Source organism: Bifidobacterium santillanense (genome assembly GCF_018555385.1).
Classification (GTDB): Bacteria; Actinomycetota; Actinomycetes; order Actinomycetales; family Bifidobacteriaceae; genus Bifidobacterium; species Bifidobacterium santillanense.
Map to the genome: position 1 here is coordinate 139,218 of NZ_JAFEJS010000002.1, position 14,632 is coordinate 153,849.

Below are 14,632 nucleotides of genomic sequence, written 5' to 3' on the forward strand. Positions count from 1 at the left end.
ATGCACTGCGGCATCGGCACTTCGGCATACATCGGTATGGGAAAGGCGATATGGCACACATTCTTCTGGGGGTCACCGGCAGCATCGCCGCGTTCAAATCCTGTCATCTGGCGTCCGACTGGACGAAGGCCGGCCACACGGTCCGCGTCGTCGAGACGGCCGCGGCCGAACGGTTCGTGACCCCGCTGACGTTCACCTCGCTGACCGGCGAGCGCACGCGCACGACGATGTTCCCCGGCTCCCCCGCCTCCGACGCCCTCGGCGACGTGGCGGCGAACCCGACCGCACGCGAGACGATCAACCACGTGCGCGACGCCGCATGGGCGGACGTGCTGGTCGTGGCGCCGGCGAGCGCGGACGCGATCGCGCGCATCGCCGCGGGGCTCGCCGACGACACGCTCACCTCCACGATCCTCGCCTACGAGGGGCCGAAGGCGCTGTGCCCGGCGATGAACGTGCACATGTACGACAACCCGGCCACGCAGCGCAACCTGAGGGTCTGCCGCGAGCTCGGCTGGAGGATCGTCGAGCCGGGCGAGGGCAGCCTCGCCTGCGGCGACGTGGGGCGCGGGCGCATGAGCGAGCCGGTCGAGATCGAGCGCGTGGTCGAGGAGCTGCTGCGCGGCGCGGCGCACAAGGCGGAGACCGACGGCGCGGACGACGACACGACGCAGGGCATCGCGATCAGGGCGAAGGGCGAGGCGGCACCCGCCGAGGACGCCGGAGCCGGAGCCGGCGCCGCCGCGACGTCCCGCGAACCGGCCGATCCGGCCACCGCCTCGCAGCCGCTCCGGGGCCTCAACGTGTTGGTCACGGCCGGCCCCACGCAGGAACCGCTGGATCCGGTGCGGTATCTGACGAACCATTCGACCGGCAAGATGGGCTACGCGCTCGCGGCGTCGGCCGCCGAGCTGGGCGCGCACGTCACGCTCGTCTCCGGTCCGGTCGCGCTCGCGGCCCCCGACGGCGTGGACGTGGTGCACGTGACCACCGCGCAGGACATGTTCGAGGCGGTGTCCGACGCGTTCGCCGCCGCGGACATCACGGTGATGGCCGCGGCGGTGGGCGACTTCCGCGTCGAGGAGGTCTCGCCGGAGAAGATCAAGAAGGAGGGCCGCGAGTCGATCACCCTCAGGCTCGTGTCGAATCCGGACATCCTCGCCTGGGCCGGCGGGCGCAAGCGCGACGACGGCTCGCAGGTCCTGTGCGGCTTCGCGATGGAGACGGAGAACCTGATCCGCAACGCGGCCCGCAAGCTCGCCTCGAAGCACTGCGACATGCTGGTGGCGAACAACCTGCGCGAGGAGGGCGCGGGGTTCGCGACGGACACGAACGTGGTGACCGTGCTCACGCCCGGCACCTCCGACCTCTCCACCCCGCAGATCGAGCGTTGGAGCAAGATGGACAAGACCGTGCTGGCCAAGCGGCTGATGCTGCGTCTGGCCGCCATGCGCGGCTGACCCTCCCGTCCGGTCCGTCGAATCGTTCATCCCAGTTCATTCAAAGGAGCATGCAGCCATGCTGATGGCAGTCGATATCGGCAACACGAACATCGTGATCGGTTTTCTGGAGGGCGAGCGCATCGTCGGCACGTACCGCATCACCACGAAGGCGACGCACACGTCCGACGAGTACGGCCTGATGCTCAGGCAGTTCCTCGAGCTCAAGGGCTACGCGCCCGCCGACGTGGACGACGTGATCGTCTGCTCGGTGGTGCCGAAGGTCATGTACTCGTTCCGCTCGTCGATCATCAAGTTCCTCGGCTTCGAGCCGATGGTCGTGGGCCCGGGCATCAAGACGGGCATGAACATCCGGCTCGACGATCCGAAGACCCTCGGCTCGGACTGCATCGCCGACTGCGCGGGCGCCTACCACACGTACGGCGGACCGGTGCTGGTGGCCGACTTCGGCACGGCGACGACGTTCAACTACGTCAACGAGACCGGCACGATCGTCTCCGGGTACATCACGACGGGCATCCGCACGGGCGCCGAGGCGCTGTGGGGCCAGACCGCGCAGCTGCCGGAGGTGGAGATCACGCGCCCGAAGTCGATCCTCGCGACGAACACGCGCACGGCCATGCAGGCCGGCCTGTACTACACGTTCCTCGGCGGCATCGAGTACACGATCAACCAGTTCCGCAAGGAGATCGACGAGCCGTTCCAGGTGGTCGCCACCGGCGGTCTCGGACGCGTGTTCGAGCGGGACACCGATCTGATCGACGTGTACGATCCGGACCTGATCTTCAAGGGCATGTCCTACATCTACTCGCGCAACGTGCGCGGCTAGCGCGTCCACTCTCCCGGACGGCCCCTACTGGATCGTGAAGCCCTGGTTGGCGCCGTACTCGCGCAGGTCGGCCTGCCAGGAGGCGATGCCCTCCTTCAGGCTCACCTTCGGCGTGGGGCGGGTCCTCGGCTTGAGCGGGTTGCCCTCCTCGTCGGTCATGCCGGCGCGGATCTGCCGCTGGCGCCTGAGGTAGGACTGCCATGAGCCCTCCCACTTGTACGCCTTGCCCACGGTGTTGCGGAAGTCGCTGCGCGCGTACACCTCGAACGGCAGGTACTGGTAGCCGACGGACACGTTCTCGGCCGCCTCGGCGAGCACGCGGTTGAACTGCTGGCCTCCGAAGTACGGGATGTCCACGCCGTTCGTGTTGTGGATCGTGGTCTTGTCGAGGAACGCCTCGCTGGAGAGCGTCTCGAGGTCGGCGGGGAACGCGCCGCCGTTGACGCGCGTGTCGATGCCGGTGCGGTTGTGCGTCACGTAGTCGACGAACCGGTACGCGGCGCGCGGCTTGCGCGTGGACTGCAGGACCGCCATCGCCGATCCGCCGTTCTCGGCGTTGGTCGTCCGGCCGTCGGTCGTGGGCATCGGGGCGACGCGCCACAGTCCGGCGGAGCCGAGCGCGTTGGCCATGAGCATCGACGGCATCCATGCGCCGGAGAACACCGAGGCGATGGTGCCGTTGGACAGGGCGCGCTTCCAGCCGTTCGACCATGTGGTGCGGCGGGTGTCGATCAGCCCCTCGTCGAGCATCTTCTGCCAGAAGCGCGTGAACTCCTTCGTGCCCTCGTCGCTGTCGAGCGCGATGGTGACGGTCTTGCCGTCGGGGCTGGTGTGGAACGGCTGACCGCCGGCGAGCCAGATCATCGCCGCGTAGAAGCTGGCGTCGCCGGAGTCGGCGGCGATGTAGACCCCGATCTCCTTGAGCTTCTTGGCGGCCTGGTAGTAGTCGTCCCACGTCTTGATCCGCGTGGCGTCGACGCCGACCTGATCGAAGACGTCCTTGTTGTAGAAGAACGCCATCGGGCCGGAATCCATCGGCAGGCCGTACACGCGGCCGGCGAGCTGCACGCTCGACCAGGTGCCGGGCGAGTAGAAGCTCGAGTAGTCGGAGCCGACGTAGTCGGAGATGTCGAGCAGCTGTCCGGAGACCGCGTACTGCAGCAGCGCGAAGTACTCGATCTGCGCCACGTCGGGCATGCCGTAGCCGTCCTGGATGGCGGTGTTGAGGTTCTCGTAGCCGGAGATGGTCTTCAGGTCCACGACCACGTCCGGATTGTCCTGCTCGAAGTCCTCGACCACCTCGGCCATGTTCGGTTCCCAGCTCCACACGGTGATGTGCGTGCGGGTGTCGGCGGCCTGTCCGCAGGAGGCGAGGGAGACCACGGCGGCGAGCGCGGCGACGGACGCCACCGCTCTGGTGACGGCCCCGGTCACGGCCGCGGACAGGTGGGAGCGCCATCGTGGGAACCGTCCGAACGTCATATGCCCTCCTGCCGTGTGGTGTCGACCAGAATGCGATTCGCCATCGAGTGTACCCGACTCCCCTCTCCGCGGACGATGCCGGCATCACCCCGACGCCCCGGCTTCCCCGGAAGGGGAGGCCCGCACGCCGCCGCACATGCCGCACATGCCGCACATGGATAAGGCTCCCGCCGCGTATCGCGAACGGGAGCCTTGGATCTCGGGGCATCGACGTCGATCGGCCGGCCGGTCAGTCAATCGGACGGACCGGACCGATCGGATCGGACCGGACTCACTTGACGGTGAAGCCCTGGTCCTCGCCGTAGGACTTCAGCGCCTTCTGCCAGGCGGCCACGCCGTCGGACAGCTTCTGGTCGCCGGTGTAGGACTTGCCGACGTAGTCGCCGAAGATGGTGCGGGCCTTGACCTCGAAGGGCAGGAACTGGTAGTCGGAGGACACGTTCTCGGCGGCCTGCGCCAGGACCTCGTTGTACTTCTGACCGCCGAAGTAGTCGACGTCCTCGCCGTCGGCGTTCTTGACGGTGGTGGCGTTCTTGAAGGAGTCGGACTCCATCGAGGCCTTGTCGGCCGGGAAGGCGCCGCCGGCCACACGGGTGGCCACGCCGTCGCCGTGGTTCGCGTACTCGATGAACTTGTACGCGGCGTCGGCCTTCTTGGAGCTGGAGAGCACGGCCAGCGAGGAGCCGCCGTTCTCGGAGTTGGTGGCGGAACCGTCGGCGGTCGGCATCTGGGTGACGCGCCACTTGCCGGCGCCCGCGGCCGCGGAGTTGGCGAGGTTGGCCGGCATCCAGGCGCCGGTCAGCAGCGAGGCGATGGTGCCGTCGACCATGCCCTTGAACCAGTCCTCAGACCAGCCGGCGGTCTTGGTGTCGAGCAGGCCCTCGTCGAGCATCTTCTGCCAGAACTCGTTGAACTTCTGGACGTTCTCGTCGCCGGTGAGGTTGATGGTGACCTCGGAGCCGTCGGAGGAGGTCTTGAACGGCTGACCGCCCGCGAGCCAGGTCATCGAGTCGTAGAAGCCGGCGTCGCCGGTGTCGGAGGTGATGTAGTAGTTGTCGCCGAGGGCGTGGATCTTCTTGGCGGCCTGGTAGTAGTCGTCCCAGGTCTTGATCTGGGTGGCGTCGACGCCGGCCTTGTCGAAGACCTCCTTGTTGTAGAAGAAGGCCATCGGGCCGGAGTCCATCGGCAGGCCGTAGACCTTGCCGGCGAACTGCACGGAGGCCCACGGGCCGGGCGTGTAGAAGCTGTCGTAGCCGGAGGTCTTGTCGGTGATGTCGAGCAGGTTGCCCTTGATGGCGTACTGCGGGATGGCGTAGTACTCGACCTGTGCCACGTCCGGGGCGCCGGAGCCGGCCTCGATCGCGTTGTCGAGCTGCGTGTACTCCTTGGTGTTGGTGCCGACGTTCTTGAGGTCGACCTTGATGCCGGTCTTCTTCGTGAAGTCCTTGGCGACCTGGGTCAGGGTGGGCTCCCAGGCCCACACGGTGATCTCCTGGACGTCCTTCTCCTGCTCCGGCTGGCTGCTGGAGTTGCTGTCGGAATCGCACGCGGCGACGCTGACGAGCATGGCGACCGCGCCGGTGAGCGCGACTGCCTTCTTGGCGTTGGTGAACTTCATCGTCCTATTGCTCCTTCCTTCGGCCGCCATTCGACGGACGTCGCTGTTTCCCGCGACCACACCGCATCGTGTTCTTCCTCGTAACGATGCTATCGAAAACAAATCGCTTCGTCCCCGACGCCGCAAACCGACGTTTTCCGCCGCCTCACGGGTATGGTTGCGATAACATCTTTCATTATACACAGTTTCGTCCGACACGCCACCGCGCGATGCCGGCCGCCCGGACATCGGACCGCGCCCGGATCGGATCCGCGGCGCGAGGGCGGCCCCGGCCCCACGGACCGGACCACTCGCGCGGATGAGACGTCGCCGCCGACGCCGGGCGGTCCGCGGCCCCACCCACGGATCGGGCACGGACGGACATGGACCGGGCACGGGCACGGGGCCGGAACCCCGGGCATGCAAAAGGGGCGCGGGGCCCTCCGATTCCTCGGAGAACCCCGCGCCCCGTCATCGCGACCATGCCCGCGGAAGGAGCTGCGGGGAGGAAGACGGCCGCGTAGGTGCGGGCCGGCGATCAGCCGATCAGCCGATCACCGGCACATCGATCGTTCGGCTCACTTGACCGTGTAGCCCTGGCCCTCGGCGTAGGACTTGAGGTCCTTCTGCCAGGCGGCGATGCCGTCGGCCAGCTTGCCCTTGCCGGTGTAGGCGTCGCCGACGAAGTCGCCGAACTTGCCGCGGGCGTAGACCTCGAACGGCAGGAACTTGTAGCCGGTGGAGACGTTGGCCGCCGCCTTGGCGAGCTCCTCGTTGAACTTCTGGCCGCCGAAGTACTCGTGGGCGTTGCCGTCGGAATCGGTCAGCGTGGTCATGTTGAGGAAGTCGTCGGACTTGAGGGTGTCGTTGTCGGCCGGGAAGGCGCCGCCGTCGACGCGGGTCTTGATGCCCTCGGCGTTGTGGCAGGCGTACTCCATGAACTTGTAGGCCGCGGCGACCTTGTCCTTGTCGTCGGACTTGACAATGGCGAGCGAGGAGCCGCCGTTCTCGGAGTTGGTCTCGGAGCCGTCGGCGGTCGGCATCTGGGCGATGCGCCACTTGCCGTCGCCGTTCGGGGCGCCGGAGAGCAGGTTGTACGGCATCCACGCGCCGGTGAGCAGCGAGGCGATGGAGCCGTCGTCGAGACCCTTGTTCCAGTCGTCGGTCCAGCCGACGGTCTTGGTGTCGATGAGGCCCTCATCGATCATCTTCTGCCAGAAGTCGGTGAACGACTTGACCTTGGCGTCGCTCGTCAGGTCGATGGAGACGGTCTTGCCGTCCTTGGAGGTGGAGAACGGCTTGGCGCCCGCCAGCCAGGTCATCGAGTCGAAGAAGCCCGCATCGCCGGAGTCGGAGGTGATGTAGGAGCCGGCGGCCTTGATCTTCTTGGCGGCCTCGTAGAACTGGTCCCAGGTCTTCACCTGCGTCGGGTCGACACCGGCCTTGTCGAAGACCTCCTTGTTGTAGAACCAGGCCATCGGGCCGGAATCCATCGGCAGGGCGTAGACGCCGTCGTTGATGTTCACGGAGGCCCAGGTGCCCGGCGTGTAGAAGTCGGAGAAATCGGACGCGCCGTAGTCGGACAGGTTCTCGAGGTAGCCGCGGATGACGTACTCCGGCAGCGCGTAGTACTCGATCTGCGCGATGTCCGGGGCGCCGGAGCCGCCCTCGATGGCGTTGGACAGGGCGTTGTACTCGTCCTTGTTGGTACCGGCGTTGGTGACCTTGACCTTGATGTTCGGATTGGCCTTCTCGAAGCCCTTGACCGTGCGCGGCAGCGTGGAATCCCACGACCAGACGGTCAGCTCGATCTTCTTGTCCGAATCGCCCGAGGTGGAGCCGGACCCAGTGCTGGAGCCGCCGCAGGCGGCCACGCTGGTGAGCATCGCGACGGCGCCTGCCAGCGCCACCGCCTTCTTCATCGCAGTGAACTTCATCGTCCTTTATCCTTCCTGTAATCAACGATTGGACTTGTTCCTCCAAGTCTTGTATCGTTTTAAGAAGACCATAGCACACGATACATGTTTGCGCAAACACGACATCGCGGCGTGGCGAACGGCCATCAGTCAGGCCAGAGCAGGCCATGGAAAGGAATCATCATGGGCAACGTCACCATCGCACACCTCATCCCCGTCGCGGACGTGCCGCCGAGGCTGTTCGGCTCGTTCGTCGAGCATCTCGGCCGGTGCGTGTACGGCGGCATCTACGAGCCGGACCACCCGAGCGCCGACGGGGACGGCTTCCGCACCGACGTGCTCGACCTCGTCAAGGAGCTCGGCGTGACCTGCGTGCGCTACCCGGGCGGCAACTTCGTGTCCAACTACAACTGGGAGGACGGCATCGGCCCGCGCGACGAGCGCCCCGTGCGCCGCGACCTCGCCTGGCACCAGACCGAGACCAACGAGATGGGCATCGACGACTTCTACCGTTGGAGCCGCAAGGCCGGCACGGAGATCATGCTCGCCGTGAACATGGGCACCCGCGGGCTCAAGGCCGCGCTCGATGAGCTGGAGTACGTCAACGGCGCGCCGGGCACCGCGTGGGCGGACCGGCGCGTGGCCAACGGCATTCCCGAGCCGATGGACATCCGCATGTGGTGCATCGGCAACGAGATGGACGGCCCGTGGCAGGTCGGACACATGAGCCCCGAGGAGTACGCGGACGCGGTGGAGAAGACCGCGCACGCGATGAAGCTCGCCGAATCGGGCCTCGAACTCGTGGCCTGCGGCTCGTCCAGCGCGCACATGCCCACGTTCGGCACGTGGGAGCGCACCGTGCTCACGCGCGCCTACGAGCATCTCGACTTCGTCTCCGCGCACGCCTACTACTTCGACCACGGCCACAAGACCCGCGACGCCAAGGCGATGCAGGAGTTCCTCGCCTCCGCCGAGGACATGACCGGATTCATCGACACCGTCGCGGCCTGCGCCGACGAGGCCCGCGAGGCGAACCACGGCGAACGCGACATCGCCCTGAGCTTCGACGAGTGGGGCGTGTGGTATTCGGACAGGTGGAACGAGCAGGAGGCCGCATGGAAGGCCGCCGCCTCCCAGGGACTGCACCACGAGCCGTGGCCGAAGGCGCCGCACCTGCTGGAGGACGTGTACACCGCGGCCGACGCGGTGGTCGAGGGCTCGCTGATGATCACGCTGCTCAGGCACTGCGACCGGGTGCGCTCCGCCTCGCGTGCGCAGCTCGTCAACGTCATCGCGCCGATCATGGCCGAGCCCGACGGCCCGGCGTGGCGGCAGACCACGTTCTATCCGTTCGCCGAGGCCGCCCGTCACGCGAGGGGCGACGCCTATGCTCCCGCGATCGACTCCCCCGTCATCCGCACCGAGACCTACGGCGACGTGCCGGCGGTCGATGCGGTCGTCACCTGGGACCGTACCGCCCGCGAGGGGCTCGTGCTGGTCGTGAACCGCGACGCCGAGCACGCGCACGACGTCGCGATCGACCTGTCCTCGCTGCCCGACGCCGGCGATGCGCCGACCGTCACGCATACACAGGTGCTGCACGACGACGACATCTACCGCACGAACACCGCCCAGGAGCCGGATGCGGTCACGCCGCGGCCGCTCGCCGCGGCCGTCGACGGCCGCTCCGTCTCGACCTCGCTACCGCCCGTCTCCTGGGCCGCGATCCGCTTCACGGCGTGATCCCGATGGCCGTTCCGCGGCGCGCGTGATGTGCGGCGCCCGACCCGACCCGTCGCGAGCGGGCGTCGCACACGCCCTACCTCGGTGAGGATTCGCGGAACACCAGCCGGCAGGGCGCCTCGATCGAGGCGGCGCCGGCCCGCTCCCCCGCCTCGATCTGCGAGACGATCGATTCGACGGCGAGCCGGGCGATGTCTGCGCGGCCGGGGTCGACCGTCGTCAGCGACGGGACCATGTACGACGATTCGTCGATGTCGTCGAACCCGACGACGCGGACCTCGCCCGGGATGTCGACGCCGCGCTCGCGCAGACACCGCAGCGCGCCCCACGCCAGCGTGTCGTTGAGCGCGAACACCGCGTCGAACCCGAGTCCCGAATCGCACATCCGCCCGATGGCGTCGAAGCCGTCGACGCTGTTCCAGCCGCGGGTCTCGACGAGCAGCTCCGGGTCGAGAGGAACGCCGTGGTCGGCGAGCGCCGCGAGGTATCCCCGCGTGCGCAGCGCGCCGGACGACGTCTCGGCTCGCGTCCCGTCGGTTGACGATCTGCCGTGCGCCGCGGTGAGATCGGAAGCCGCGCCCTCCCGCGCGATTTCGGAGCGCACGGCGCCGATGACGGCGATGCGGCGCCGGCCGGACTCGATGAGGTGGCTCGTGGCCGCCGCCGCGCCCTCGTGGTTGCGGATCAGCACGTGCGGCGCGTCCATGCCGAACAGGCGTTCGCCGAGCATGACCAGCGGATAGGCGCCCTCCAGCAGCCCCATGTCGTCGCGGGTCATCATCAGCGGGCTGAGGATGAGGCCGTCGGCCGGACGCGTGCCCATCGAGGCGATCGCGGCGAGCTCGTGGTCGCGGCTGTTGGACGTCGATTCGACGATGACGCCGTACCCGCGCCGGCGCGCCTCGGCGAGGATGTCCTCGGCGAGATCGGCGAAGTACATCTGACGCAGGTCGGGGATGACGAGTTTGAGCAGCTTGGTGCGCCCGGATCTGAGGTTGCGGGCCGAGGAGTTGACCTGATAGCCGAGTCGCGCGATGGCCCGTGCGATGCGCTCGCCCATCGCCTCGCTCATATAGGGGCGCTTGTTGAGGTAATTGGAGACCGAGGCGACCGAGACGCCGGCCTCGCGGGCCACGTCGGCCATCGTGACCGCGTTCCTGTTCCTGCCAGACATGGATTCCACCCTACCGTACATGCCGCGATGCGGCCGACGCCGCCGATGCCGTACGGCCGGCGGATACGACGACGCCCCCGTCCGTACGGCGGGGGCGTCACGTCGCGCATCGCGCGGATCGACTGCAGCGACTACAGCTTCACGACGAGGACGCCGTTGGGCTGGATGGCGGCGGTGTGCTCGCCGTCGTTGACCTGGGCCAGCGAGGCGACGAGCGGCTCGCCCTCCACGTCGACGACCGCCACGTCGTGCGTGCGGTTGAACAGGAACACGAAGTGGTTCTCGTCGCTCGCGTCCGCACGCTCGATGCGCAGCACCTCGCCGCGGTCGTCCTCGGCCGGGGTCTCGACGCCGAGTTCGCCGAGGATCTCGGGCAGGCTCGTCGCCAGTCCCGCGCGGCCGAGCTTGGCACCGACGTACACGGCCTTGCCGTCGCCGTACTCGTTGACGGTGATGGCGGGCGCGCCGTCGAGGCCGGTCCACTTGTCGGCCTTGAAGGTCGTCAGGACGCGGGCCGTGTCGGCCACGGAGGTGATCACGTCGGCGATGTCGTGCGCGACGGCGCCGTTCGCGAGGTCGAGGTGGTCCATCGCGCCCGGGAAGTCGTCGCCCATCGGCGCGTGCTCCTCGACGCGCACGCCGACGACGTCGCGGATCGAGCCGGGGTAGCCGCCGAGCCAGATGTGGTCGCGCTCGTCGGACAGGCCGGTGTAGTAGGTGACGATGACCTTGCCGCCGTTGGCGACGTATTCGCGCACGCGGCGTGAGGTGTCCTCGGACAGGATGTACAGGGCGGGCAGCACGGCCACGTCGTAGCTGTCCCAGTCGCCGCGCACCGGCACGACGTCCGCGGTCACGCCGTTGTCGGCGAAGGCGCGGAACCAGTCGAGCGGCTCGGTCCAGTGGCGCACGTTCTGGCTCGGGGTGGCGGTGTGCTCGGTGGCCCACTGCGATTCGTAGTCGAAGACGACGGCGACCCTGCTCTTGACCAGTTCGGTGCCGAGCAGGCCCTCGTCGGCGAGCTTGTTCAGGTCCGCGCCGAGTTCGCACACGTCGCGGAAGATCTGGGAGTCGGCACCCGCGTGGGGCACCATCGCGGAGTGCCACTTCTCGGCTCCGGCCTTGGACTGGCGCCACTGGAAGTAGCAGATGGCGTCGGCGCCCATGGCGAGGTGGGCGAGGGAGTCGCGCACCAGTTCGCCCGGCTCGTTACGGTAGTTGATCGGACGCCAGTTGACGGCCGACGTGGAGTGCTCCATCAGGAACCACGGCTTCTTGCGGGCGATGCCGTCGGTGAGGGAGGCGGCGTATGCCATCTCGTCGAGGTGGGCCTCGCCGGGGGTGAAGTAGTGGTCGTTGGACACGAAGTCGACGTCGTAGCCCCACTTGTCGTAGTCGAGGCCGGTGCCGCCGGCGGAGATCATGAAGTTCGTGGTCTGCGGCTTGCCCGGGGTGATCTCGAGCAGGGCGTCGCGCTCGGCCTTGTAGAAGTCGAGCAGGGCGTCGCTGCTGAAGCGCTTCCAGTCGAGCAGCTTGCCCGGGTTCATGAAGTTGCCGTCGCCGATGAAGCGCGGCGGGATGATCTCGGAGAAGTCGTTCATGCGCTGCGCCCAGAAGGCGGTGCCCCAGGCGTCGTTGACGGCGTCGATGGTGCCGTAGCGCTTCTCGCACCACTTGCGGAAGGCGCGCGCGGCGTCCTCGGAGTAGTCGAAGCGGTTGTGGCAGCCGTACTCGTTGCTCACGTGCCAGGAGACCACGTACGGGTTGTCCTTGTAGTGCTCGGCCATCTTACGGCACAGCGTGAGCGCGTAGTCGAGGAAGACCGGGCTGGTGGCGCGCCAGTGCTGGCGTGCGCCGGGCTGGCACACGTCGCCGCGGTAGTCGACCCACAGGATCTCCGGGTGGGCCTGGGTCATCCACATCGGCGGCGAGGCGGTGCCGGAGGCGAGGTCGACGGCGACGCCGGCCTTGCCCAGCTTGTCGATGACGCGGTCGAGCCAGTCGAAGTCGTAGACGCCCTCGCGGGGCTCAAGCTTCGCCCAGGAGAAGATGGCGACGGAGACGAGGTTGACTCCGGCCTTCCTCATCAGTTCGATGTCCTCGTCCCAGACCTCCTCGGGCCACTGGTCGGGGTTGTAGTCGCCGCCGTACCAGATGCGGGGCTTGTCGCCCGCAAGCGGCTGCGGCCAGTTGAATGCTCTGCGTTCAGTCATTGCGAATCCTTTGGTGTTCGTTGCGGTTGTCGTCGTTCGTCGGATGGGCGCATGGGCGGCGCATGATGGTTGTTCACGACGGTTCGTGACGGCCCATGCGGAGCAAGGGCCCGGATCGCGCGAGCGACCCGCGGGCCCTTGTCGTCATGCGCACCGGTCGGGAGGGACCTGCACGATGCGCAGCATCACGAACGTCTCCACGCCCGTCATTCCTTGACGGCGCCTGCGGCGAGGCCGGACTGCCAGTACTTCTGCAGGCACAGGAACGCGATCACGAGCGGGATGATCGTGATGAGGGATCCCGTGATGACGAGGTTCTGGATCGCCTGGCCGCCGGCCGTGGAGGCCTGGTCCTTCCACTGGTTGAGGCCGATGGTCAGCGGGTACCAGTCGGCGTCCTTGAGCATGATCAACGGCAGGAAGTAGTTGTTCCACGTCGCCACGATCGTGAACAGCGCGGTCGTCACGATGCCGGGCGCCAGCAGCGGCAGGCTGATGGTCCAGAACGTGCGGAACTCGCTGGCGCCGTCCACACGGGCCGCCTCGAGCAGCTCGGTCGGGACCGCCTGCTCGGAGAAGATCCACATGAGGTACAGGCCGAACGGGCTGATCAGCGACGGGATGATCATGGCCCACGGGGTGTTCGTCAGACCCAGCTTGGCGAACAGCAGGAACTGCGGGACCGCCAGCGCGATGCCCGGCACGGAGATCGAGCCGATGATCACCGCGAACACGGCCTTGCGGCCCGGGAAGCGGAACTTCGCCAGCGCGTAGCCGCCCATGATCGCCAGCAGGGTCGCGCCGCCGGCGCCGACCACCACGTACAGGAGCGTGTTGACCAGCCAGCGGCCGAAGATGCCGTCCTGGTACGTGAACACCGTCGCGATGTTGTCGAACAGGGCGAACGTCCTGCCGAAGCCCAGGCCGAAGGTCGAGGTGAAGTCGGCCTGGGTCTTGGTGGCGTTGATCATCAGGTAGACGAACGGGAACAGGCAGTACACCGCGAAGATCGCGCACACCACCGTCATCCACGTCGAACGGCGCGGGTTGTTCACGTTCGCGAAACCCGCCTTCTCGGCGCGACGACGTTCCGCGGCCTCGTCCCTGGCGACCCTCCTCTGGCGTTCCTTCTCGGCCCTGCGGGCGGCCCTCTCCTGCTCGCGCAGCGACTGCGCGGAAGTTGTTGCTGCACTCACTTCATCTGCTCCTTCATGCTGTTGAGCTGGACCGCGTACGCGATCGCCATCGTGATGACCGCCATCGTGATCGCCAGCGCGGCGGCGTAGTTCGACTGGTTGCCGGAGAACGACAGGTTATACGCGTACATGTTCGGCGTGTAGTACGTCGTGATCGCATTGCCCGGCACCATGTTCTGCAGAATCGAGGGCTCGTTGAACAGCTGGAACGAGCCGATGATCGAGAAGATCACCGTGATCGCCAGCGACCCCTTGAGCTCGGGCAGCTTGATCGACTTGACGATCTGCCACTCGCTCGCGCCGTCGATCGACGCCGCCTCGTACAGGCTGTGCGGGATCGTGGACAGGGAGCTGTAGAAGATCAGCATGTTGTAGCCCGTGAACTCCCAGGTCACGATGTTGCCGATCGACGCCAGCAGCACCGACGGGGCGAACAGGTCGAGGTTGGTGCCCAGCACGTCGTTGAGCGAACCGACCAGGCCGTACTTGGCGCCGTACACGAAGCCCCAGATCAACGTCGAGACCACGGCCGGCACCGCGTAGGGCAGGAACGTCGAGATGCGGAAGAACTTCGCGCCGTGCAGCTTCATCGAATCCAGCGCCAACGCCATCGCCGCGGACAGGAACAGCATGATCGGCACCTGCACGCACGTGAACAGCGCCACGCGGCCGACCGAGCTCCAGAACTGGGCATCCACGAACAGACGCGTGTAGTTCTCGAAACCGACGAACTTCGTGCCGCCGATCATCTGCTTCTTGAAGAACGAGATGTAGATCGCGTACACGATCGGAATGATGAACACGAACACGAACACCACCGCGAACGGTCCCATGAACTTCCAACCACGCCAATCCGCCCTGTGCCTGTTCTCACGACCGACGGACGCCCCACCGGACGCCACGGCCGCGGAAGCCTGTGCTGATGCCATTGCCAGCCCCTCTCCTTCGAAGGCTCGATGGGCGGAATCCGGCGGTCGATCCTCCGGCCGTCATGGCTTCCGTATCCATCCCTCTAAATGTTT

10 protein-coding genes are annotated in these 14,632 nt (G+C 67.2%); 3 read left to right on the top strand and 7 right to left on the bottom strand.

All coding sequences use genetic code 11. From position 1 onward, the window contains the following. The first annotated feature begins 50 nt into the window (after positions 1 to 50). Entirely contained in the window at positions 51 to 1,460 is a 1,410-nt protein-coding gene (locus JS528_RS03185) for a bifunctional phosphopantothenoylcysteine decarboxylase/phosphopantothenate synthase (RefSeq protein WP_214357666.1), read from the top strand. Positions 1,461 to 1,518: 58 nt separating this feature from the next. Further along, on the top strand, positions 1,519 to 2,289 hold the full coding sequence (locus tag JS528_RS03190; RefSeq protein ID WP_214357667.1) for a type III pantothenate kinase: 771 nt from the start codon (positions 1,519 to 1,521) through the stop codon (positions 2,287 to 2,289). 24 nt (positions 2,290 to 2,313) lie between these two features. Here JS528_RS03190 and JS528_RS03195 read toward each other — a convergent pair whose 3' ends face one another. The 3 genes from JS528_RS03195 to JS528_RS03205 form a co-directional block, all read right to left on the bottom strand. Further along, positions 2,314 to 3,771, bottom strand: coding sequence for an ABC transporter substrate-binding protein (locus JS528_RS03195; RefSeq protein ID WP_214357668.1), 1,458 nt, complete (start codon positions 3,769 to 3,771; stop codon positions 2,314 to 2,316). Between the two features lie 271 nt (positions 3,772 to 4,042). Then, complete coding sequence (locus JS528_RS03200) at positions 4,043 to 5,389, bottom strand: ABC transporter substrate-binding protein (protein WP_214357669.1); 1,347 nt, start codon at positions 5,387 to 5,389, stop codon at positions 4,043 to 4,045. 557 nt (positions 5,390 to 5,946) lie between these two features. After that, positions 5,947 to 7,305 carry an ABC transporter substrate-binding protein gene (locus JS528_RS03205; RefSeq protein ID WP_214357670.1) on the bottom strand — a complete coding sequence of 453 codons (1,359 nt, stop codon included), beginning with the start codon at positions 7,303 to 7,305 and terminating at the stop codon, positions 5,947 to 5,949. 162 nt (positions 7,306 to 7,467) lie between these two features. Here JS528_RS03205 and arfA point away from each other — a divergent pair, with 162 nt between their 5' ends. Beyond that, a complete protein-coding gene (arfA, locus tag JS528_RS03210; protein WP_240541279.1) occupies positions 7,468 to 9,027 on the top strand; it encodes an arabinosylfuranosidase ArfA in 1,560 nt (519 codons plus the stop codon). Between the two features lie 76 nt (positions 9,028 to 9,103). Here arfA and JS528_RS03215 read toward each other — a convergent pair whose 3' ends face one another. The 4 genes from JS528_RS03215 to JS528_RS03230 all read right to left on the bottom strand — a co-directional run bounded on the left by JS528_RS03215 (position 9,104) and on the right by JS528_RS03230 (position 14,539). Next, entirely contained in the window at positions 9,104 to 10,201 is a 1,098-nt protein-coding gene (locus JS528_RS03215) for a LacI family DNA-binding transcriptional regulator (RefSeq protein WP_240541280.1), read from the bottom strand. A 131-nt stretch (positions 10,202 to 10,332) separates the two neighbouring features. Further along, complete coding sequence (locus JS528_RS03220) at positions 10,333 to 12,414, bottom strand: beta-galactosidase (RefSeq protein ID WP_214357672.1); 2,082 nt, start codon at positions 12,412 to 12,414, stop codon at positions 10,333 to 10,335. A 206-nt stretch (positions 12,415 to 12,620) separates the two neighbouring features. Further along, positions 12,621 to 13,610: a carbohydrate ABC transporter permease gene (locus JS528_RS03225; protein WP_214357673.1), complete on the bottom strand. Its 990-nt coding sequence runs from the start codon at positions 13,608 to 13,610 to the stop codon at positions 12,621 to 12,623. After that, entirely contained in the window at positions 13,607 to 14,539 is a 933-nt protein-coding gene (locus JS528_RS03230; RefSeq protein WP_214357674.1) for a carbohydrate ABC transporter permease, read from the bottom strand. The genes JS528_RS03225 and JS528_RS03230 overlap by 4 nt, the downstream gene beginning before the upstream one ends. Positions 14,540 to 14,632 lie beyond the last annotated feature (93 nt).